Below are 21679 nucleotides of genomic sequence, written 5' to 3'. Positions count from 1 at the left end.
CCCGCACCCCGCACGGCCGGGCGTCGCGCTCACCCGTCCTCGCCGAGCTGCCGCAGATACGGCACGACGTCGACCTGGAGGGAGGAGCCCTCGCTGATCCCGTACCGTTCGGCGACACCGCCGAGATGGGCGTCGATCTCCGCCCGCATGACCTGCCGGGACGGAAGGCTCACCTCACCGGCGACGATCCTGGCCAGCCAGTCGCTCTGCGCCTCCACGAGCCGGGTGATCGTCCCCACCGGCCGGACCAGGCCGATGAAGTACAAGCCGGGCAGCTCGGGCGCCACCACCCGCTTGTACAGTTCGACCGCGCCATGCGGCCCGGTCGGCCAGCCGGCCGGCAGGAACGGGAACGCCATGCGGTAACCGGTGCAGTAGACGATCGCGTCGGCCTCCTCACGGCTCCCGTCGGTGAAGCGGACCTCGTTGCCGGAGAGGCTGCCGATCGCGGGCCGGGGGATCACGGCGCCGTGGCGTATCCGGCTCAGGATCTCGTCGGAGATGGTCACGGCCGAGGCGAAGACCGGATGGTCGGGCTCGGGCAGGCCGTAGTCGGCCAGCCTGCCCCGCGCGACCAGCAGCGCCTGCTCCACGAACCGGCGCTGTTCCGCCAGCGTCATCCGCGTCCACCACGGGGCGTTGGCGATCTGGTCCAGCGTCAGGCCGAAGAGTTGCTTGGGCACGATGTGCAGCCCCCGGCGCACCGACAGCACGGTCCGTGCGGCGTGCCGGGACAGATCGGCCGCGATGTCCACGGCCGAGGCGCCGAGTCCTACGACGACCACGCGCTGTCCGTCGAAGTCCCGGCCGTCGTGGTAGTCGAGGGCGTGCAGGATCTTGCCGCCGAACGAGTCGGCGCCGGGGGGCGGTTCGGGCATGTTCGGCTCGCTGTTGTGGCCCGAGGCGACGACGACATGGGCGAACCGCCGTACCGTCTCGGCCCCGTCGGCGTCGCGGCTCACCACCTTCCAGAGGCCGTCGGCCTCCTGGCGCACCGACAGCACCTCGGTGCTCAGCTCGATCCGGTCGTACAGCCCGGACCGTTCGGCGAAGGACCGCAGATACGCGGCCATGTCGCTGTGCCGGGGGTAGAGGGGGAGGGAGTCCGGCATGGGGAACCCGGTGTAACCGGTCAGTTCCTTGGCCGAGTTGAGGTGCAGGGCCAGATATCCCGGACCGCGCTCCCCCGCCTGCGGCCGGCGCCAGATACCGCCCACGTCCGGGTCCTTCTCCAGGCACACGAAGTCGATACCGCGTGCCCGCAGGGACCGCATGACGGCCAGTCCGGACAGACCGGCACCGATCACGCACACGTTCACCGATTCCCCCACAAGTGTCATGGCCAGCAGGGGACATCCCTTCCCGACCGTCACCTCACTCACACGGTGATCTGGAACACCAGAGTCCGGCCGGCTGTCCGCGCGGGGTCGGCTCGGGAGCGGGGGCGGCTCGCCACGGGGTTGGGGTCAGCTCGCCACGGGGTTGGGGTCAGCTCGCCACCGGGTTGGGGTCAGCTCGCCACGGGGTTGGGGTCAGCTCGCCACGGGCGTCAGGTCGGCGGCTCCGAAGGAGACGGAGAAGCGCTTGCACCACAGCACCGCGCTGCGGAACTCGCTCAGGTCGGTGCCGGCCGGGACCGTGTAGTTCTGGTTGCCGAGGTTGCCCTTGAGCTTGCCCAGCTGGACCGCTCCGTCGCCGAGCCCCGATTCCACCTCGTCGGCATCGCGGGTGGAGAGGTAGACGCGGACGTCGGGGCCGTCGGAGGTGTCGAGGTCCTCGATCCGCAGCAGCTGGCCGCCGTCGGCGAGTCGGACGGTGCGGGCGGTGCCGCTGGTGTCGTGCTCGTGGGTGACGAAGGTGCCCTGGGCGAGGTCCACGGGGGCCGCGGTCTTCTTCCGCGCCGGCGGCCGCGCGGTGCCGGTCGCCTCCTTGTCACCCTGGTCCACGACGACGGTGGGCAGGGCCTCGTCCACCCGGGTGTCGGTGAACGCCTTCCACGGCTGGAAGAGATACAGCCCGATGGCGACGGCGACGGCCGTCACCAGGGCGGCGGGGACGACGACACGGCGGGACACGCGGGACACCTGGGACCTCCTGCGGAGCGGTACGGGAACGGCCGGCGGTCGGCCGCTCCCCTCGTACGCCCAGCCAACACGCCCGCGTGCCCGCGCGGAAGCGCCGTGCCGTCGCCGTAAGACTCCGGTAATCAGCCGACGAGGTCGGCCACGGTGGGCGCGACCGTCGCGAACAGGTCGCCCACGGTGGTCAGGGCGGCCGTGTGCAGGGCGGCCGCGGGGACGACCGTGCCGTCGGGCGCGGTCAGGGAGCGGGTCGCGCATGCCTCGGCGACCACGGTGGGCCGGTAGCCGTGGAGAAACGCGCCCTGGGCCGTGAAGGTGACGCACATGTGGGTCATGAACCCGGCCAGCACCAGGTCCTGGCCCGCGCCCAGCTCGCGCAGCGTCTTCTCCAGGTCGGTGTCGCGGAAGGCGTCCGGGGACTTCTTGACGACCACCGGCTCGCCGTCGACCGGGGCCACCTCGGCGCAGATGGCGCCGATCTCGGCACGGATGTCGTACGGCGTCCCCGGACCGCCGTCGTTGACGACATGGACGACCCGGGCACCCGCCGCCCGAGCGGCGGCCAGCAGCCCGGCTCCCGCGGCGAGCGCCCGGTCCGCGTTCTCCAGCGCCATCACGCCCGTGCGGTAGGTGTTCTGGTAGTCGATGAGGACGAGGGTGGCGTCGGCGAGCCGGGGCAGCCGGTTGTCGAGGCCGATGACGTCACGCAGGGTCGCGGAAGCGGACATGATGAAGCTCCTTGTGTGCAGGGTGGGTTGAACGGGCACGGCGGGGCCGGGCCCGTGGGATCCGGGGCAGGGCGCGGCGGGGCCGGGCCCGCGGGATGTGGGCAAGGGCGCGGCGGGGGCCGGGCCCCGGCTAGGGAGGTTCGGTGGGTCAGGTGGTGGTGCGGAAGCGGCGGCGGTAGGCGGCCGGGGTCGTGCCGAGCTGTCTGCGCAGCGCGCGGTGGAGGGTCTCGACCGAGCCGAGTCCGCAGGCGGCGGCGACCTCGTCGAGGGGCTGGTCGGTGCTCTCCAGCAGGCGGCGTGCCGCCTCGACCCGCGCCGCCTCGACGTAGGCGGCCGGTGTGGTGCCGGTCTCCTGGCGGAAGACCCGCGCGAAGTGCCGTTCGCTCAGGCACATCCGCGCCGCGAGCGCCGGGGTGGACAGGTCGCCGTCCAGGTGGTCGGCGATGTGCAGGCTCAGCTCGTCGATGTCCCGGCGGGTGGCCGGCGGTCTGCTCAGGGGCACGGAGAACTGGCTCTGTCCGCCCTGGCGCTTGAGGTACATCACCAGTTGCCGGGCGACGGTCAGCGCGACCTCCTCGCCGAGGTCCTCCGCCACGAGGGCCAGCGCGAGGTCCATGCAGGCGCTGATGCCGGCGCCGGTCCACACCGACCCGCAGCGCACGAAGATGGGGTCGGGGTCGACGGTCACCTCCGGGTGCTCGGCGGCCAGTTGGGCGGCGGTCGACCAGTGCGTGGTCGCGGTCTTCCCGGCCAGCAGCCCGGCCGCCGCCAGGACGTGCGCGCCGACGCAGACGGACGCCACCCGGCGGGCCTGCGGCGCGACCCGCTCGACCCAGGCCACCACGTCCTTGTCGATCCGCGCGACCGGTCCGCCGGGCAGCATGTCCACCGCGCCGGGCACCAGCAGGGTGTCCAGCACGCCGTCGACCTCGTCGAAGGTGACGTCGGCGAGCAGCCGGACCCCCGCCGACGTGGTCACCGCCCCGGCCTCGGGCGCCGCGAGCCGCACCTCGTAGCCCGCACGGCCGCCGCTCTCCCGGTTGGCCAGCGCGAACACCTCGGCCGGGCCGGTGACGTCGAGGAGATCGACATCGGGGAAGACGGCGATGACGATGCGGCGGTTCGTGGACATGCGTCCATCGTCGTCGGGGGATCGGGTGACCGCAATGACGGGGTTCTGTCACATCCGGCCATCGTGTCCGGGTGGCGAGGGAGATCGCGGTGGGCTCAGGAGGCCGTGGCCCGGAAACCCGGGAGACGCCGTCCGGCTGCTCACGTAGGGTCGGATCATGACCGTCCTGTACGGCACTCATGTCGTCCTGCGTCCCTCCACCGCCGAGGACGTGCCCGCGCTGGCGGCCATCCGGGCCACACCGCAGGTGCGGGCGCGCTGGCGCGGCGGGGACGACCTGGCCGCGGAGACGGCCGCCGACCTGGCGGATCCGGACACGCACTGTCTGACGGTCGAGTCCGGGGATCGGATCGTCGGCATGATCCAGTGGTACGCCGAGGAGGAGCCGGACTACCGGCACGCCGGCATCGACCTCTTCCTCGATCCCGCCGTCCACGGCAGGGGCCTGGGCACCGACGCCGTCCGCACCCTGGCGGCGCATCTCGTGGACGACCACGGCTACCACCGTCTGATCATCGATCCGGCCGCCGACAACGCGCCCGCCATCCGCTGCTACACCAAGGTCGGCTTCCGGCCCGTCGGCGTCATGCGGCAGTACGAGCGCGGCGAGGACGGCACCTGGCACGACGGCCTGCTGATGGACCTGCTGGCCGCCGAACTCGTGCGCTGAGCCGGGGACTTCGTCACGCCGCCTTCCGGCGTCCGAGCAGCAGCAGGTAGGGCACGTCCATGACGAGGCGTCCGTCGTCGGCGAGGTTGTGCGTGCGGAACAGGTCGGTGAGGTCGGCGCGCGCCCGGTCCCAGCGGCCGGCGTCCCGCAGCGCGGTGCGGTAGGTGCGCAGGGGGCCGGGCTTGTTCTCGAAGGCGGAGACGGCGTCGGCCAGGGAGGGGTAGGTGACGCGGACGGTCCGCACCTGGCTGCGCAGGTCGAGGGGGAGCGGCGCGAACCACTCGTCCAGGTGGGCGGGGACGCCCCAGCGGGTGGGCGGCGCGGCGGCGGGCGGCCGGTCCAGGTGTCGGAGGACGGTCGGGGCGATCCGGCCGAGCACGCCGTCGGGAGTCCAGGAGGCGACGGCCAGCAGACCGCCGGGACGGCAGACCCGTACCAGTTCGGCGGCGGCGCGGGGCGCGTCGGGCGCGAACATGACGCCGAAGGTGGACAGGACGATGTCGAAGGCGTCCGCCGGGAACGGCAGGTCCAGCGCGTCTCCGGCGACGAATCGGGCGGCGGAACCGTGTCCGTCCCGCCGGGCGCGTGCGGCCGCGATCCGCAGCAGGGCGGGCTCACGGTCCAGGCCCACGACGTCCGCGCCCGCGCGGGCCGCGGCGAGCGCCGCGGGGCCGGTCCCCGTGCCCACGTCCAGCACGCGCGCACCGGTCGTCGCAAGTCCCGGTCCCGCAAGCCGGGCGAGGGCCACCGCGGTCACGTCGTCCGCCGCGTGCGCCCAGGCGTCCCCGGCCGCGGCGTAGTCGCCGCCGCGCCATCCCCCGCTCGGGCCGGCTGCCCCGCCACCCGCTCTCACTGTAGTCACACTACGATGACATCACTGTAGTCTCACTACAGTCAATGCCCTTCGGACACCGAGGAGACGCCCCCGTGACCGCACCCCTGACCCGCGCCGAGAAGACCCGCCGCACCCGGCAGCGGATGCTGGAGGCGGCGGCGCGCCTCTTCAGGGAGCGGGGGTGGGCGGGCACCACCGTGGAGGACATCGCGCGCACCGCCGACGTCGGCGTGCAGACGGTCTACTTCACGTTCGGCACCAAGCGCGCCGTGCTCAAGGAGGTGCTGGACACCGCGATCGCCGGGGACGGGGATCCGGTCGCCACCCTGGACCGCCCCTGGGCACGCGCGGTGCTCGCCGAGCCCGACCCGGCCGCCCAGCTCGCCCGCCAGGCCGCCGGCGCGCGGCGCATCCTGCGGCGTGCGGCACCGATCCTGGAGGTCGTCCGCACGGCCGCGGGCTCCGAGCCCGAACTGGCCGAGCTCTGGCGGACCAACCTGGAGCAGCGGCACGCCGTACAACTGCGCTTCACCGAGGCGCTGACGACCAAGACGGGCGGCGCCCTGCGCGACGGCCACGACGCCCGCTCGGCCGCCGACATCGCCCTGGCCGTCCTCGGCCCCGAGACCTACGGCCTGCTCGTCACCGCCCGCGGCTGGACCCCGTCCCGCTGGGAGCACTGGGCCGCGGACTCCCTCGTACGTCAGCTCCTGCCCTGACCGACAGGACAGTCCCCGGTCAGGTGCTAGAGCCCCAGCCCCAGCATGGCCACCTCCAGGGGCAGCGCCGGACGCTCGGGCAGCGGCTGGGGCTCCTCGCCGCGGCCGGTGTGCGTGGGCGGCACCACACGCAGGGCCCGTATGCCGTCCGCGGCCCACGGGGCATCCGTCGCCGGCAGCGACAGCGTCATCCGCCGCCCGTCGGCCATGGTGGCCTCCAGCCGGTCCGCTCCCTGGTCGCGCATCTGGGCTCCCCTCGCCGTCCCCGCACCGCGTCTGTCCACTCTCCCCCTGAGGGACGTCCCAAGGTCCCCGGAAGTTCCCGGACTTCGCCCGTAGGAAGATTCCTCCCATCCAGGCCCGCGGCGCGCCCCTGGTCCGTACCAACCCCTTGCCCTCCCCTCCCCCACCGCGCAAGCTCCCCCCATGGAGCTGGAGTTGCGGCATCTGAGGACCATCCGGACGATCGCGGAGGCGGGGAGTCTGACGCGGGCGGCGTCGGTGCTGGGGCTCGCGCAACCCGCGTTGAGTGCGCAGCTCAAGCGGATCGAGCGGGCGTTGGGCGGGGCGCTGTTCGAGCGCGGGCGCCACGGGGTGCGGGCGACCGCGCTGGGGGAGCTGGTGCTGGAGCGGACGCGGATCGTGCTGCCGGCGGTGAGCGAACTGCAGCGCGAGGCCGCGCGGTTCGCCCGGAGCCGACGGGCGGCGGAGCGGCTGCGGCTCGGCGGCACGCACGGACCCCTGCTCGGCGCGCTGGTGGACCGCCTCGTGGACGCCGCCCCCGAGGCCACGGTGACCACCTGCGCCTCCTGGTCGGAGCGGGAGCTGGCGGAGCTGCTGTCCGAGGGCCGCCTGGACTTCGCGCTCGCCGGCACCTGCGGTACCGCTCCCCCACCGGGCACCGCGCAGCTGGTGTGGCAGGAGATCGCCGTGGACCCGGTGTTCGTCATGCTCGCCGACGGCCACCGACTGGCCCGCGATCCCGGCGAGTTGGACCTGGCCGCACTGGCGGACGAGGAGTGGGCCTGCGTCCCCGGCGACGGCTGCTTCGCCGACTGCTTCACCGCGGCCTGCGCCCGCGCCGGGTTCAGCCCGCGTCGTATGTACGAGACGGACACCGCGTCCTGTGTGCATCTGGTGCAGGTGGGCCGTGCGGTGGGCCTGTGCCGGGCGACCTTTCCGCCGACGCCCGGTGTCACCACCCGCCCCCTCGCCGGTACGCCGCTGGTCTGGCGGCATCTGCTGGGCTGGCATCCGGCCGCCCAACGGCCCGATCTGGCCGCGACGGTGCTGGCCGAGGCGCGCGGTGCGCACGCGGGCGCGGCGGCGCGCAGCGGGAGTTACGCGCACTGGCTCGCGCTCCACGGGGAGGAGCCGGGGTTTCCATAACACCGGGGCAGGGGGTCGGCTGAGGTCTTATCCGGGACGGCGCCGCGTCCCTACGGTTTCGGCACCCCATCCGATTCCGAGGAGACCTCCCCATGCTCCGACGACATGTCCGACGACCGGCCGGTGCCGCCGAATCCGCGAGAGCCGCCCGAGCGGCACGAGCGGCACGGGCGGCCTGTGCGGCGGCGTCCGTGCTGCTCGTGGCCGGGCTCAGCGGCACCGCGAGCGCGGGCGCCGCTCCCGCCGCCGCGCCTTCGGCCGCCGCCTCCCTGCGCACCGCCGAGGCCCCGCCCGCACTGCTGCGCGCGATGCAGCGAGACCTGGGCCTGGACCGGGACCAGGCGGAGCGGCGGCTGGTGAACGAGGCCGAGGCGGGGGCCGCGGCGGGCCGGCTGCGGGCCGCGCTCGGCGCGGACTTCGCCGGCGCCTGGGTGCGCGGCCCCGAGTCGGCGACGCTGACCGTGGCGACGACCGACCCCGCCGACGTGGCCGCCATAGAGGCACGCGGGGCGCACGCGGTCGTCGTGCGCCACTCCCTCGCCGACCTGGACGCGGCCAAGGCGCGCCTGGACCGTGCCGCCGCCCGCGTCGGCACCGCCGACACCCCGGTCTGGTACGTCGACGTCCGCACCAACTCCCTTGTGGTGCAGGCGGTCCGGGCCGGGGCCGCGCGTTCCCTGCTGGCGGCGGCCGGCGTGGAGGCCCGCGTGGAGGTGTCGGCCGAGCGGCCCCGTCCGCTGTACGACCTGCGGGGCGGTGACGCGTACTACATCAACAACAGCGGGCGCTGCTCGATCGGCTTCCCGGTGACCCGCGGCACCCAGCAGGGCTTCGCGACGGCCGGTCACTGCGGCCGCGCGGGCAGCAGCACCACCGGCTCCAACCGGGTGGCGCAGGGCACCTTCCAGGCGTCGGTCTTCCCGGGCAACGACATGGCGTGGGTGGCCACCAACAGCAACTGGACGGCGACGCCGAACGTCAACGGCTCCTCCGTGCAGGTCGCCGGGTCCACCCAGGCCGCGGTCGGGGCCTCCGTCTGCCGCTCCGGCTCCACCACGGGCTGGCACTGCGGGACCATCCAGCAGCACAACACCAGCGTGACCTACCCCGAGGGCACGATCAGCGGGGTCACCCGGACGTCCGTGTGCGCCGAGCCGGGCGACTCGGGCGGCTCGTACATCTCCGGCAGCCAGGCGCAGGGCGTCACCTCGGGCGGCTCGGGCAACTGCCGGTCCGGCGGGACGACGTTCTTCCAGCCGATCAACCCGATCCTCCAGGCGTACGGGCTCACCCTGAAGACCGCCGGCAGCGGCCCCGGCGATCCGGGCGACCCCGGTGAGCCGGGCGGCACCTGGGCGGCGGGCACTGTCTACCAGGCGGGCGCCACCGTGACGTACGGCGGCGCCGGCTACCGCTGCCTGCAGACGCACCAGGCCCAGCAGGGCTGGGAGCCGCCGAACGTACCGGCGCTGTGGCAGCGTCTGTGACACGGGCGTGAACAGGGGCGGCTCGGCCCTCGTGGTGCCGAGCCGCCCCTGCGGCGTCCCGCGTGATCAGTCCGTGCCGGACTCGATCGCCGCGCGGTCCAGCGCCTCGTCCTCCTCGGAGACCTCGCCGCGGGAGGCGATGGCCTCGGCGCCGCCCTCCGGCATGGCGCCGATCAGACCGGTGGCGGCCGCCTGCGCCGCGCCGACGGCGGGACCGGCGGCCCCGATCAGGCCGAGCCCGGCGTACTGCTCCAGGCGGGCGCGCGAGTCGGCGATGTCGAGGTTGCGCATGGTGAGCTGGCCGATGCGGTCCGAGGGGCCGAAGGCGGAGTCCTCGGTGCGCTCCATCGACAGCTTGTCGGGGTGGTAGCTGAACGCCGGGCCCGTGGTGTCGAGGATCGAGTAGTCCTCGCCGCGCCGCAGCCGCAGGGTCACCTCGCCGGTGACGGCCGCGCCGACCCAGCGCTGGAGGGACTCGCGGATCATCAGCGCCTGCGGGTCCAGCCAGCGGCCCTCGTACATCAGGCGGCCCAGGCGGCGGCCCTCGATGTGGTACTGGGCGAGGGTGTCCTCGTTGTGGATGGCGTTGACCAGCCGCTCGTAGGCGGCGTGCAGCAGGGCCATGCCCGGGGCCTCGTAGATGCCGCGGCTCTTGGCCTCGATGATCCGGTTCTCGATCTGGTCGGACATGCCCAGTCCATGCCGGCCGCCGATGGCGTTGGCCTCCAGGACCAGGTCGACGGCGGAGTGGAACTCCTTGCCGTTGATGGTGACCGGGCGGCCCTGCTCGAAGCCGATCGTCACGTCCTCGGTGGCGATCTCCACGTCCGGGTCCCAGAACCGTACGCCCATGATCGGCTGGACGGTCTCGATGCCGGTGTCCAGGTGCTCCAGGGTCTTGGCCTCGTGGGTGGCGCCCCAGATGTTGGCGTCGGTGGAGTACGCCTTCTCCGGGCTGTCGCGGTAGGGGAGGTCGTGGGCGAGCAGCCACTCCGACATCTCCTTGCGGCCGCCCAGCTCACTCACGAAGGTCGCGTCCAGCCAGGGCTTGTAGATCCGCAGATGCGGGTTGGCGAGCAGACCGTAGCGGTAGAACCGCTCGATGTCGTTGCCCTTGTAGGTGGAGCCGTCGCCCCAGATCTGCACGTCGTCCTCGAGCATCGCCCGCACCAGCAGGGTGCCGGTGACGGCCCGGCCGAGCGGCGTGGTGTTGAAGTACGCCCGTCCGCCCGAGCGGATGTGGAACGCGCCGCAGGCCAGCGCGGCCAGGCCCTCCTCGACGAGCGCCGCGCGGCAGTCGACCAGGCGCGCGATCTCGGCGCCGTAGGTCTTCGCACGGCCCGGCACCGAGGCGATGTCGGGTTCGTCGTACTGGCCGATGTCGGCGGTGTAGGTGCACGGGACGGCACCCTTGTCGCGCATCCACGCGACGGCGACCGAGGTGTCGAGGCCGCCGGAGAAGGCGATACCGACGCGCTCGCCGGCCGGAAGGGAAGTGAGGACCTTGGACATAGGAAGAGTATGCATCAGCCTGCATGGTCATGCAACCGAGGTCCGCCCGGTCCCGTACCGGTCGCGTCACCGCCCTGTCGACGCGCGGGAACGGCCACCGCTTCTTACGATCACAAAGTGGCCCATACCTTCGAAGAGCTGGTCGAGAAGCAGCGCGCCGCCGACGAGGCGCACGCGCGCGTGGAGGAGCTGCGCGACCGCTACGGGCCGCCCGCGCAGGAGGCGTGGCCCGCGCACCAGACCGACCTGTACGAGACCGCCTGGCGCGCCTGGCGCGAGCTGGCCCGCGACGTCCAGCAGGCGGTCACCGAGTACGCGAAGGAACAGGGCACCGCGCGCAACCAGGTCGAGGCGGACGTGAAGAAGGCCGTACGCCACCCTGAGGCGGGGGCCGGGGGGTAGGGACGCGGGCGGCGGCCAGGGACGGGCCGCGCGCCTGGTCCGTGAGGCTCACCGCCCTGAATACTGGCCCTCATGGCCTTCATCGTCTTCCTGACCCTGCCCGGCCTGGTGATCCTGCTGACCGCCGTGGCCTTCGCGGACCAGCTGCTGCTGCGCGCCGGGCGGGCGGGGCTGCTGCCCTGGCGGCACAGCGGGAGCACCGGTCAGATATCGGCGACCGGCTTCGAGCAGCTGCACGCCACCCTCTCGCCGGGGAAGCAGCACGAGCTCAAGGAGCGGCAGTCCTCCCTGATGCTGCGCGACGACGAGGAGGACGGCGCGCCTCCGCACCGCACGAGCGTCGACCTCGACCGGGGGACGGCGGTGGTGCGCCTGACCGGCGCCGGCCGAGGGGCGCGCCCTACTCGCTGAGCCCCACCACCGCCCAGCCCCGGCGGGCGGCCTCGGTGACGACGGTCCCCCAGCCCGCCAGCAGCTCGCGGTAGGCGGCGAAGTCGCCCACCCAGCCGTCGGGGCCGGCCGCGTGGGCGGTGAAGGGACCTTCGAGACCGTCGAGGGCGGGCCGGGCCCGCCGCCAGGTCGCGGCCAGCTCGCGCACGCCGTCCGGGGAGCGGGCGAGCAGCAGACCGTGGAGGGAGGGATCGTCGCCGAAGACCTCGGGATCGGTGTGCGTCGCCTCGCCGTCCGGCCCGGCCCAGATCAACCCGGCCAGCAGGGCGTCCAGGTCGGACCGCACAGGGGCGTCGACGTGGCCGCGCAGGGACTCCCACCGGTGCCCGGCCCAGAAGTGCGGCTTGAACGAGCCGCAGGTGTGCCGGAACTCGTACACCGCGAACCGCTCGCCGCCGGCGCCCCGCGGCCGCACCCAGCCCGCGTCGACCACCGGCGCGTCCGGGTCCCACAGCCCGGTCGCGTCGTCGTACCAGGCGTCCCGCAGCCGCTCCAGGCGCTCGCGGACCGGTATCGCGCCCAGCCAGGCCCAGTCGGCGATCAGCACGGTGATGTCCAGCCCCATGGCCGACGACGATAACGACCCGCCCGTTCAGCCCGTGATCAGAGCGCCGTCCGCCGTCACCGCGAGGTGGGCCTGGGGTCCGCCCGGCGCGCAGTGGCGGCCGTTGGCGTAGGTGGCGCGCGGGGTGAGGGTCGTCCGGCGTTCCAGGACCGTGCCGCCCTCGGCGTCCGTCAGCCGCAGCGTGACCCGGACCGGGCGGCCCGGCAGGTCGTCCACCGCCGTGAACCCGGGCCAGGGCCGCACCTGCGGGGCGAGCTCGCGCGGACGGGGAACGCCCCGGCGGCACACGGCGTCCCAGCACACCGTGAGGGAGGACGCGGTCGCCCCGGCCGACAGCTCGGGGGCGACCTCGACGCTGATCCCTGCGGGCGAGTAGATCATCGTGCAGGGGCGGGTGCCGTCCCCGAGGATCCCGCACGCGGTCTGCGCCGCCAGGGCGGTGACGGCGAGCACCCGCACGACGGTCCGTCTCACCGCGCCTCCCCTGCTGCCCCTCACGGTCTCGATCATGGGGTCCGATCGTCGCACACCGCCGAACGCGCCGTTCCGCCTGCCCAGTTCGTCCGGCACGAGCACCGCTGCGCCTGGCCCGAGGACACCTGCGCACGGCCGGGGGACGCGGAGGCCACCGGCACCAGCGTTTGCCGTACCGGCAAATCCGCTGCCGCCGATCCGGCAGACGGGCCGAGCATGGGCGGCAGTTGGCAGCGAACGGAAGGCGACCTACGTGACCACGACATCCCTGGCGGCGGAACCCGCACTGAGCGCGCGCCGGCGTTGGACGGTCCTCGCCGTCTGCGCGCTGAGCCTGTTCCTGATCGGCCTGGACACCACCATCGTCAACGTCGGCCTGCCGGTGATCGGCGAAGGGCTGGGCACCGGAACACGCGGACTGGAGTGGGTGGTCGACTCCTACACCGTCGTCCTCGCCGCCTTCCTGATCGTCTCCGGCGCGCTCGCGGACCGCTTCGGGCGGCGGCGGGTGTTCCGGGGCGGGCTGGTCCTCTTCGGCGCGGCCTCCCTGGTCTGTGCGCTGGCGCCGTCGCTGGAGGCGCTGGTCGCGGCGCGGGCCGTGCAGGGGCTCGGGGCGTCGATGCTGAGCCCGGTGGCGCTGGCGATCGTGGTGAGCGCGATGCCCGACCCACGGGAGCGGGCGCAGGCGATCGGCATCTGGGCCTCGGTGTTCGGCCTCAGCATGGCCGCCGGGCCGGTCACCGGCGGGGCGCTGATCGCGGCGTTCGGCTGGCGGTCGGTGTTCTGGATCAACCTGCCGGTCGTCGCCGCCGCGCTGGTGCTGGTCGCCGTGTTCGTGCCGGAGTCGTACGGGCAGCGGGCCCGGCGTCTCGACCTGCCCGGCCAGTCGCTGCTCACGCTCACGCTGGGTCTGCTGGTCGGCGTTCTCATCGAGGGCCCCCGGATCGGCTGGACCGCGCCCGCGGCGGTGGCCTGCTATGCGCTGATCGCCCTGGCGACGGCCGCGTTCGTCCGGGTGGAACTGCGCCGCGACGATCCGCTGATGGACCTCGGGCTCTTCCGGCGGCCGGTGTTCGCGACGGCGGTCCTCGGTGCCGTGGCGGTGTTCGCCGCCCTCACCACCACGCTGCTGCTCACCACGCTCTACCTCCAGCACGCGCGCGGCTGGACCCCGCTCGCCGCCGGTACGGCGACCCTGCCGATGGCGCTCGGGGCCACCGTCTGCGCGCCCTGGGCCGGCAGTCTGGTCGGCCGCTTCGGTGCCCGCCGCCCGCTGCTGCTCGCGGGCGCGTTCATCGCCGCCGGCGGAGTGAGTCTGGTGGGGCTCGGCACCGGGACGAGCGTCCTGCTGCTGCTCACCGCGTATCTGCTGGTCGGCGTCGGCTTCGGGTTCGCCAACGCGCCGCTCACCAACACCGCCGTCAGCGGGCTGCCGCCGTCCCGCGCCGGGGTCGCCGGTGCCGTCACCTCCACCGCACGGCAGGTCGGCGCGGCCCTCGGCGTCGCGCTGGCGGGCGGCCTGGTCGCGGGGGTCGCGCCCGCCGGGCTGGCCGGGGCCGCTCGCCCCGGCTGGCTGCTGGTGGCGGGCTGCGGGCTGTTCCTGCTGCTGGTGGCGCGCGCCGCGGCGCCCGTGCGCGGGGCCGGGTGACCTGCGGGTGCCCGCGGTGCCCGTGCGCGGGGCCTGGTGACCTCCCGGTGCCCCCGCCGCCCTTGTCCCTGCCGACCGGGTCAGCGGGACGCCCTCGGGAGCGGGCCCACCCTGGAGAGCGGGCCCACCGTGGCGAGCGAGCCCACCCCGGAGAGCGAGCCAAGTCGCCTAACGGCAGTCGTAGACGAGCCGTGCGGTGGCCGTCCGCGAGGTCGGCGCGAGCAGGCGCAGGTCGGCCCGGCCCTCCACACGGCCCGTGCCTTCGAAGGTCCAGCGCAGCCGGAGAGTGGCCGTCCGCTGTCCTTCGGTCACGCGCTCGCGCAGTACCTGGGAGGCGGTGCCGTCGCTGCGGATCCAGCGGTAGGAGATCGTGCCGGGGCGGCCGTCGGTGGTGAGGCGGGCGACGATCTCCGCGGTCGCGCCGCAGCCCAGCACCGACGGACGCGCCGCGACCGTCACCGAGCGCACCTCGACGGAGGACCCGAGCCGCTGCCAGGCGAGGAACGCCAGGACGCACAGGAGCACCAGCGCAGGCAGGGCGTGCCGTCGCGCCCGCCGACGCACCGGAGCGGGCGACGCCGGACCCGGCGGCAGGGTACGGGCCGCCGTCGGCGGTACGGCGGCCGACCGGTGCCGGTTGCGCTCCGCGACGGCCGCGGTGACGCCCGGTCCGAACCGCAGGACCGTGCCCTCGACCCGGTCCGCGACGGGAGCGTCGGCCGGCGGACCGGGGAAGGTGCCGGTCTCCCGGACCGTGGCCGTCTCCCCCGGCTCAGGTCCCTGGATCCAGTGACTGGCCAGCACGGTGGCGCTGTAATCGTCCTCAGCGGGCGCGGGCACGGACACGGGTCCGCGGTCGTCGTGTGCGGTCATGTCAGCTCACACTGTCTGGTCAGAAGCTGCTGCGAGGCCCCTCCGTCGGCGGAGGCGGGGGTGGTCGTCGCCTGCACCGTCCAGTAGCAGCCCCGGCTCTGGAAGGTGTGCTCGACGGTGACGGTGTAGCTGGTGGCGCCGACGCGCTCAAGGGTCTGGGCGGCTCCGTCCTGGGTGCCGGGCCGGCCCGGTGTGTCGCCGGTGAACCAGCCGACGGTGACGGACACGGGCCCGGTTCCGTCGGTGGTGACGGTGAAGGTCGCGCTCCCCGTGAACGGGCCCGTCTGCTGGAAGGCCGTCACCGTCACGTCCTTGACGGCCGTCGGGGCCGTCGTGGTGGGCGGGGCGCCGGTCGGCGGGGCCTCCGTGTCGGTGGGCGGTGTCGCCGGGGCGGGCGGTGACGCGGGGCCGGCGGGCGGGGCGGAGGGTGCGGAGGCGGTGGGTTCGGCCGGGCCGGTCGGGCCGGTCGGGTGGGTCGGGTCGGTAGGCGACGCCGACGCCGTCGCGGACGCCGGTACGGACGGCGACGGGGAGGGCGAGGCGGAGATGGAGGACGCGCTGGGCGACGCGGTGGCCGTCTCCGGGTGCGAGGGCGGGACGGTGGCCGCCCCTGCGCTGGTGGTGGCCAGCACCCGTGCCGCCTCCCCCGCGTCCGCACCGGCGCCGGACGGGCCGCCGTACGCCAGCAGGACGCCCAGCAGCAGGAGCGCGGCCGACACCGCGAGCCCCGGCTTGCCGGGCAGCCAGGCGCGCAGCCCGCCCCGGCCGGCGCCGCCCAGCACCGTGCGGGCGGTGTCCAGGGTGGTGCGCGGGGCGGTACGCGCCGAGGGCAGCAGCAGCGGCAGCAGGGCGACCAGCGCGGCGAGCCGGCCTCGGCCGCGCTCCTCCCAGTCGGGGCCGTAGGCGGAGGCGGCGGCCGCCTCCAGCTCCCGTACGAACTCCTCGGCGTGTGCGGGCCGTTCGGCCGGGTCCTTGGCGAGGCCCCGGCGCACCAGCCCGCGGACCGGCTCGGGGACCTCCTCGGCCGGGACCGGCGCGTCGAGGTGGCGCAGCGCGAGCTCCGCGAAGTTGTCGCCCTCGTAGGGCTTGCGGCGGGTCAGGCACTCGAAGAAGGTCGCCGTCGCGGCGTACACGTCGGCGGCCGGCGAGGCCGGGGCGCCGGTCCACTGCTCGGGGGCCATGTAGGCGGGCGTACCGGCGATGCCCTTGCTGATGCCGGAGTCGACCGCGATGCCGAAGTCGACGAGGCGGGAGGTGCCGTCGGGCGCGACGAGGACGTTCTCCGGTTTGTAGTCGCGGTGGACGACGCCGAGGCGGTGGGCGTCGGCGAGGCCCAGCAGCGATCCCTTGAGGAGGGTGAGCGCGGCCTCGGGCTCCAGCGGGCCCTGCCGGGCGATCAGTGCCCGCAGGGACACGCCGTCGACCAGTTCCATCACGATGGCCGCGCCGTCGGGGCTCTCGACGTACTCGTAGAGCCCGGCGACGTGCGGGCTCTCCAGTCCGGCGAGCAGCCGGGCCTCCGCGCGGAAGTCCCGCACGAAACCGGGCCGGGTGCGCAGGGAGTCGCTGAGGTACTTGACCGCGACCGGCACACCGGTCTCCCTGTGCACGGCGAGGACCACTCGTCCGCTCGCTCCTGCTCCGAGTTCCCGCGACTCGGCGTATCCGGGCACCGCCCAAGCGTTCATGCGGTCAGAGACACATTTTCGGCCACCTCGGTTGCGGTCGGGGCGCACGGATCGGGGAAGGGGGATCCAGTGGCCCGGCTCACATGGCGTACCGCGGGTATCGCCGACACGATGGGCTCGACACCGGCAGGCTGAAGGGATCCAGGATGTTCCGCAAGGTGCTGGTCGCCAACCGTGGCGAGATCGCGATCCGCGCGTTCCGCGCCGGCTACGAGCTGGGTGCGCGGACGGTCGCGGTCTTCCCGCACGAGGACCGCAACTCGCTGCACCGGCTGAAGGCCGACGAGGCGTACGAGATCGGCGAACCGGGTCATCCGGTGCGGGCGTATCTCTCGGTCGAGGAGATCGTCGGCGCCGCCCGGCGGGCGGGTGCGGACGCCGTGTATCCCGGTTACGGCTTTCTGTCGGAGAACCCCGAGCTGGCGCGGGCCTGCCAGGAGGCGGGGATCACCTTCGTCGGGCCGCCCGCGGAGATCCTGGAGCTGACCGGCAACAAGGCGAGCGCGGTGGCGGCGGCGCGGGCGGCCGGGGTGCCGGTGCTGGGGTCGTCGGCGCCCTCCACGGACGTGGAGGAGCTGGTGCGCGCGGCCGAGGAGATCGGCTTCCCGGTGTTCGTGAAGGCGGTCGCGGGCGGCGGCGGGCGCGGGATGCGGCGGGTCGAGGACCGGGAGCAGCTGCGGGAGTCCATCGAGGCGGCGTCGCGGGAGGCGGTCTCGGCGTTCGGCGACGCGACGGTGTTCCTGGAGAAGGCCGTCGTCGAGCCCCGCCACATCGAGGTGCAGATCCTCGCGGACGGCGAGGGCAACGTCATCCACCTGTTCGAGCGGGACTGCTCGGTGCAGCGGCGGCACCAGAAGGTGATCGAGCTGGCGCCCGCGCCCAATCTGGACCCGGCGCTGCGGGAGCGGATCTGCTCGGACGCCGTGCGGTTCGCCCGGCAGATCGGCTACCGCAACGCGGGCACGGTGGAGTTCCTGGTCGACCGGGACGGCAACCACGTCTTCATCGAGATGAACCCGCGCATCCAGGTCGAGCACACGGTGACCGAGGAGGTCACGGATGTCGACCTGGTGCAGGCGCAGTTGCGCATCGCCGCCGGCGAGACGCTCGCCGACCTCGGGCTGTCCCAGGAGAGCGTCACGCTGCGGGGCGCGGCCCTGCAGTGCCGTATCACCACCGAGGACCCGGCCAACGGCTTCCGCCCGGACACCGGCCGGATCAGCGCGTACCGCTCCCCCGGCGGTTCCGGGATCCGGCTGGACGGCGGTACCACGCACGCCGGTTCGGAGATCAGCGCGCACTTCGACTCGATGCTGGTCAAACTGAGCTGCCGGGGGCGGGACTTCACCACGGCCGTGAACCGGGCCCGTCGTGCCGTCGCCGAGTTCCGCATCCGCGGTGTGGCGACGAACATCCCGTTCCTCCAGGCGGTGCTGGACGACCCGGACTTCCAGGCGGGCCGGGTCACCACCGCGTTCATCGAGCAGCGCCCGCATCTGCTGACGGCCCGTCATTCGGCGGACCGGGGTACGAAGTTGCTGACGTATCTGGCGGACGTGACGGTGAACAAGCCGCACGGCGAGCGGCCCGCCCTGATCGACCCGTCGACCAAGCTGCCGCCGCTGCCCGCGGGCGCGGACCCGGCCGAGCCGCCCGCCGGGTCGCGGCAGCAGCTGGCCGAGCTGGGCCCGCAGGGCTTCGCCCGCCGGCTGCGCGAGTCGCCCATGCTCGGCGTCACCGACACCACCTTCCGCGACGCCCACCAGTCGCTGCTGGCCACCCGCGTGCGCACCAAGGACATGCTGGCCGTGGCCCCGGTCGTGGCGCACACGCTGCCGCAGCTGCTGTCCCTGGAGTGCTGGGGCGGCGCGACCTACGACGTGGCGCTGCGGTTCCTCGCCGAGGACCCGTGGGAGCGGCTGGCCGCGCTGCGGGAGGCGGTGCCCAACATCTGCCTGCAGATGCTGCTGCGCGGCCGCAACACCGTGGGCTACACCCCGTATCCGACGGAGGTGACGGACGCCTTCGTGAAGGAGGCGGCGGCCACCGGTATCGACATCTTCCGTATCTTCGACGCCCTCAACGACGTCGACCAGATGCGGCCCGCGATCGACGCCGTACGGGAGACGGGGACGGCGATCGCGGAGGTGGCGCTCTGCTACACCGCGGACCTGTCCGACCCGTCGGAGCGGCTGTACACGCTGGACTACTACCTGAAGCTGGCGGAGAAGATCGTCGAGGCGGGCGCGCATGTGCTCGCCGTGAAGGACATGGCGGGGCTGCTGCGGGCGCCGGCCGCGGCGAAGCTGGTGACCGCGCTGCGGCGGGAGTTCGACCTTCCGGTGCATCTGCACACGCACGACACCGCGGGCGGCCAGCTGGCCACCTATCTCGCCGCCGTGCAGGCGGGCGTGGACGCGGTGGACGGTGCGGTGGCGTCCATGGCCGGTACGACGTCCCAGCCGTCGCTGTCCTCGATCGTGGCGGCCACCGACCACTCGGAGCGGCCGACGGGGCTGAGCCTGGCGGCGGTCGGGGACCTGGAGCCGTACTGGGAGAGCGTGCGCAAGGTGTACGCGCCCTTCGAGGCGGGCCTGTCCGCGCCGACCGGCCGGGTCTACCACCACGAGATCCCCGGCGGACAGCTGTCCAATCTGCGTACGCAGGCGGTCGCGCTGGGGCTCGGCGACCGGTTCGAGCAGATCGAGGCGATGTACGCGGCCGCGGACCGGATGCTGGGCCGGCTGGTGAAGGTGACGCCGTCGTCGAAGGTGGTCGGTGACCTGGCGCTGCACCTGGTGGGTGCGGGTGTCGACCCGGAGGACTTCGAGGCGTCCCCCGACAGGTACGACATCCCCGACTCGGTCATCGGCTTCCTGCGCGGCGAGCTGGGCACCCCGCCCGGCGGCTGGCCGGAGCCGTTCCGCAGCAAGGCGCTGCGCGGGCGGGGCGAGGCCAGGCCGGTGGCCGAGCTGACCGACGACGACCGCGCCGGGCTGGCCAAGGAGCCGCGGGCGACACTCAACCGGCTGCTGTTCCCGGCGCCCACACGGGAGTTCGAGGCACACCGGCACGCGTTCGGCGACACCAGCGTGCTGGACAGCAAGGACTTCTTCTACGGGCTGCGCCCCGGCCAGGAGTACGCCATCGATCTGGAGCCCGGTGTGCGGCTGCTGATCGAGCTCCAGGCGGTCGGCGAGGCCGACGAGCGGGGCATGCGGACGGTGATGTCCTCGCTGAACGGCCAGCTCCGGCCCATCCAGGTCCGCGACCGCGCCGCCGCCTCCGACGTCCCGGCGACCGAGAAGGCCGACCGCTCCAACCCCGGGCACGTCCCGGCGCCGTTCGCCGGTGTGGTGACCCTGGTGGTCTCCGAGGGCGACGAGGTGGAGGCGGGGACGACGCTGGCCACCATCGAGGCGATGAAGATGGAGGCGTCCATCACCGCGCCGAAGGCGGGACGCGTCTCCCGGCTGGCCGTCCACCGGGTGCAGCAGGTGGAGGGCGGTGACCTGCTGGTCGAGCTGACGTGATGCCGGGTGCGGCTCTCCGGGGCGGGCGGCGTCCCGGGGAGCCGCGCGGGTCAGGCGGGGCCGTCGGCCGGGGCCGGGGGCGTGGGTGCGTCGCGGCCGGTGCCCGCCGGGTCGGACGTTCCCGGTGCCGCGGATGGCGCGGGGGTGTCCGAGTCGAGGCCGGGCGTCCCCGGTTCCGCGGGGTGCGCAGGGGCGCCGGCGTCGCGGCGCAGTTCCGGGGTCGTGGCCGCCACGGTCGTCACCGCGGCCAGGCACAGCAGTCCCCCGCTGATCAGGGCGGTCGCGCCCGAGGTCCAGCCGGCCACGACGCCGCCGCGGAGGTTGCCGAGGTGGGGTCCCGCCTGGCCGACGATCAGCTCGGCGGCGGTCACCCGGCCCAGGAGGGCGTCGGGGGTGTGGGTCTGGATGATCGTGGTCCGGGACAGGACGGCGACGGCGTCCGCGGCTCCGGCGAGGACGAGCGTGCCGAGGCCCACCCAGGCGTCGGTGGCCAGGCCGAACACCGCGAGTGCGGCGCCCCAGGTCGCCGAGGCGCACAGCATCACCGGGCCGGGGCGGGCCAGCCGGGTGAGCGGCCCGGAGAAGGCGGTGGCGGCGACCCCGCCGACGGCGAGCGCCGACAGGAACAGGCCGAGGGTGTGCGGATCGCCCCCGAACCGCTCGGCGTTGACCAGCGGGAAGAGGCTCACCGGCATGGACAGCAGGGTGGCGGCGAGGTCGGTCACGAGCGCCCCGCGCACGACCCGGTGCCGGGTCAGGAAGCGCAGTCCGTCCAGGACGCCGTGCACTCCGGGGCGTGACTTCTCGCCCTGCGGCGGCAGCGCGGGCAGGCCGAAGGCGCCGTAGAAGGCGAGCCCGAAGCTGAGCGCGTCCAGCGCGTAGCAGACGCCGATCCCCCACCAGCCGAGCACCAGGCCCGCCACGGCCGGGCCGAGCAGCATCATCGCCTGCCCGCTGACCTGGTACAGCGCGAGCCCGGCGGCGACCTGTTCACGGGGCAGCAGCCGCGGCACGAACACCCCCGCCGCGGGCGCGCCGATCGCGCCGCACGCCGACTGCGCGGCCACCAGCACGAGGATCACCACGACCGGCGTGTGCCCGGCGAACGCCTGCACCGCGAGCAGCAGCGAGCACACCGCCTGCCCGACGGTGGCCGCCAGGAACACCCGGCGCCGGTCCGACCGGTCCACCCACGCACCGGCCACCAGCCCCACACCGACCAGCGGCAGCGCCTGCGCGAGCCCGACGGCACCGGTCCACACGGTGCTGTGCGTCATGTCCCACACCTGGTACATGACGGTGACGACGGTCATGAAGCCGCCGAGCGTGGAGACCGTACGGCCGATCAGCAGCCGCCGGAAGACAGCGGAGGTGCGCAGGGGACTGATGTCCAGCAGGGTCCTGGAAAGCCTCATGAGACGAGGTCGGCGGCGAGGTTCACGCCGCGGAGGCTATCCCGCCCCCGGCCGGCGCCTCCACCGGTTTTCTCTCCG

At 74.2% G+C, this 21679-nt stretch carries 20 protein-coding genes; 8 read left to right on the top strand and 12 right to left on the bottom strand.

The genetic code is table 11. The features are described 5' to 3' along the window. Nucleotides 1-29: 29 nt before the first annotated feature. The 4 genes from ACSU6M_RS31135 to ACSU6M_RS31120 all read right to left on the bottom strand — a co-directional run bounded on the left by ACSU6M_RS31135 (nt 30) and on the right by ACSU6M_RS31120 (nt 3941). The gene (locus tag ACSU6M_RS31135; RefSeq protein ID WP_437075421.1) at nt 30-1319 is read right to left on the bottom strand and encodes a flavin-containing monooxygenase; all 1290 of its coding nucleotides are present in this window, start codon (nt 1317-1319) and stop codon (nt 30-32) included. 213 nt (nt 1320-1532) lie between these two features. After that, nucleotides 1533-2075, bottom strand: a complete 543-nt coding sequence (locus tag ACSU6M_RS31130) for a DM13 domain-containing protein (protein WP_437074240.1) — start codon at nt 2073-2075, stop codon at nt 1533-1535. A 131-nt stretch (nt 2076-2206) separates the two neighbouring features. Continuing rightward, nucleotides 2207-2809 carry an isochorismatase family protein gene (locus tag ACSU6M_RS31125; protein ID WP_437074238.1) on the bottom strand — a complete coding sequence of 201 codons (603 nt, stop codon included), beginning with the start codon at nt 2807-2809 and terminating at the stop codon, nt 2207-2209. A gap of 148 nt (nt 2810-2957) precedes the next feature. Further along, complete coding sequence (locus ACSU6M_RS31120) at nt 2958-3941, bottom strand: GlxA family transcriptional regulator (protein ID WP_437074237.1); 984 nt, start codon at nt 3939-3941, stop codon at nt 2958-2960. Between the two features lie 157 nt (nt 3942-4098). Here ACSU6M_RS31120 and ACSU6M_RS31115 point away from each other — a divergent pair, with 157 nt between their 5' ends. Beyond that, nucleotides 4099-4611: a GNAT family N-acetyltransferase gene (locus tag ACSU6M_RS31115; RefSeq protein WP_437074235.1), complete on the top strand. Its 513-nt coding sequence runs from the start codon at nt 4099-4101 to the stop codon at nt 4609-4611. A gap of 13 nt (nt 4612-4624) precedes the next feature. Here the strand turns inward: ACSU6M_RS31115 and ACSU6M_RS31110 are convergent, their stop codons facing one another. After that, the gene (locus ACSU6M_RS31110) at nt 4625-5473 is read right to left on the bottom strand and encodes a class I SAM-dependent methyltransferase (RefSeq protein WP_437074234.1); all 849 of its coding nucleotides are present in this window, start codon (nt 5471-5473) and stop codon (nt 4625-4627) included. Between the two features lie 65 nt (nt 5474-5538). Between ACSU6M_RS31110 and ACSU6M_RS31105 the strand changes: the two genes are divergently transcribed. Further along, nucleotides 5539-6165 carry a TetR/AcrR family transcriptional regulator gene (locus tag ACSU6M_RS31105; protein WP_437074232.1) on the top strand — a complete coding sequence of 209 codons (627 nt, stop codon included), beginning with the start codon at nt 5539-5541 and terminating at the stop codon, nt 6163-6165. Between the two features lie 26 nt (nt 6166-6191). On the opposite strand, the gene ACSU6M_RS31100 is transcribed toward ACSU6M_RS31105, so the two are convergent. Beyond that, entirely contained in the window at nt 6192-6410 is a 219-nt protein-coding gene (locus ACSU6M_RS31100; protein WP_437074230.1) for a hypothetical protein, read from the bottom strand. A 181-nt stretch (nt 6411-6591) separates the two neighbouring features. On the opposite strand from ACSU6M_RS31100, the gene ACSU6M_RS31095 reads away from it, so the two are divergent. Both ACSU6M_RS31095 and ACSU6M_RS31090 read left to right on the top strand, forming a co-directional pair. Continuing rightward, a complete protein-coding gene (locus ACSU6M_RS31095; RefSeq protein WP_437074228.1) occupies nt 6592-7554 on the top strand; it encodes a LysR substrate-binding domain-containing protein in 963 nt (320 codons plus the stop codon). A gap of 92 nt (nt 7555-7646) precedes the next feature. Next, on the top strand, nt 7647-9041 hold the full coding sequence (locus ACSU6M_RS31090) for an alpha-lytic protease prodomain-containing protein (protein ID WP_437074226.1): 1395 nt from the start codon (nt 7647-7649) through the stop codon (nt 9039-9041). A gap of 66 nt (nt 9042-9107) precedes the next feature. Here ACSU6M_RS31090 and argG read toward each other — a convergent pair whose 3' ends face one another. Then, nucleotides 9108-10553 (bottom strand): argininosuccinate synthase, encoded by a 1446-nt coding sequence (gene argG / locus ACSU6M_RS31085; RefSeq protein ID WP_437074224.1) that lies wholly within the window; start codon nt 10551-10553, stop codon nt 9108-9110. A gap of 117 nt (nt 10554-10670) precedes the next feature. Between argG and ACSU6M_RS31080 the strand changes: the two genes are divergently transcribed. Continuing rightward, a complete protein-coding gene (locus ACSU6M_RS31080; RefSeq protein WP_437074222.1) occupies nt 10671-10955 on the top strand; it encodes a hypothetical protein in 285 nt (94 codons plus the stop codon). Nucleotides 10956-11027: 72 nt separating this feature from the next. Further along, nucleotides 11028-11366, top strand: a complete 339-nt coding sequence (locus ACSU6M_RS31075; protein WP_437074221.1) for a DUF6191 domain-containing protein — start codon at nt 11028-11030, stop codon at nt 11364-11366. Here the strand turns inward: ACSU6M_RS31075 and ACSU6M_RS31070 are convergent. Together ACSU6M_RS31070 and ACSU6M_RS31065 are read right to left on the bottom strand one after the other, a co-directional pair. Further along, the gene (locus ACSU6M_RS31070; RefSeq protein ID WP_437074219.1) at nt 11356-11970 is read right to left on the bottom strand and encodes a hypothetical protein; all 615 of its coding nucleotides are present in this window, start codon (nt 11968-11970) and stop codon (nt 11356-11358) included. The genes ACSU6M_RS31075 and ACSU6M_RS31070 overlap by 11 nt on opposite strands. Before the next feature lie 27 nt (nt 11971-11997). Further along, a complete protein-coding gene (locus ACSU6M_RS31065; protein WP_437074218.1) occupies nt 11998-12444 on the bottom strand; it encodes a hypothetical protein in 447 nt (148 codons plus the stop codon). Nucleotides 12445-12697: 253 nt separating this feature from the next. Between ACSU6M_RS31065 and ACSU6M_RS31060 the strand changes: the two genes are divergently transcribed. Next, nucleotides 12698-14092, top strand: coding sequence for a DHA2 family efflux MFS transporter permease subunit (locus ACSU6M_RS31060; protein ID WP_437074216.1), 1395 nt, complete (start codon nt 12698-12700; stop codon nt 14090-14092). 168 nt (nt 14093-14260) lie between these two features. Here the strand turns inward: ACSU6M_RS31060 and ACSU6M_RS31055 are convergent, their stop codons facing one another. Both ACSU6M_RS31055 and ACSU6M_RS31050 read right to left on the bottom strand, forming a co-directional pair. Continuing rightward, nucleotides 14261-14965: a hypothetical protein gene (locus ACSU6M_RS31055; RefSeq protein ID WP_437074215.1), complete on the bottom strand. Its 705-nt coding sequence runs from the start codon at nt 14963-14965 to the stop codon at nt 14261-14263. Continuing rightward, nucleotides 14962-16653 carry a serine/threonine-protein kinase gene (locus tag ACSU6M_RS31050; protein WP_437074214.1) on the bottom strand — a complete coding sequence of 564 codons (1692 nt, stop codon included), beginning with the start codon at nt 16651-16653 and terminating at the stop codon, nt 14962-14964. The genes ACSU6M_RS31055 and ACSU6M_RS31050 overlap by 4 nt, the downstream gene beginning before the upstream one ends. 146 nt (nt 16654-16799) lie before the next feature. On the opposite strand from ACSU6M_RS31050, the gene ACSU6M_RS31045 reads away from it, so the two are divergent. After that, nucleotides 16800-20186, top strand: a complete 3387-nt coding sequence (locus ACSU6M_RS31045; RefSeq protein WP_437074212.1) for a pyruvate carboxylase — start codon at nt 16800-16802, stop codon at nt 20184-20186. 50 nt (nt 20187-20236) lie between these two features. On the opposite strand, the gene ACSU6M_RS31040 is transcribed toward ACSU6M_RS31045, so the two are convergent. Further along, nucleotides 20237-21601 (bottom strand): MFS transporter, encoded by a 1365-nt coding sequence (locus ACSU6M_RS31040; protein ID WP_437074210.1) that lies wholly within the window; start codon nt 21599-21601, stop codon nt 20237-20239. Nucleotides 21602-21679 lie beyond the last annotated feature (78 nt).

Source organism: Streptomyces sp. enrichment culture (assembly GCF_964272895.1).
Classification (GTDB): Bacteria; Actinomycetota; Actinomycetes; order Streptomycetales; family Streptomycetaceae; genus Streptomyces.
This window is presented reverse-complemented; position numbering and strand designations above follow the sequence as displayed.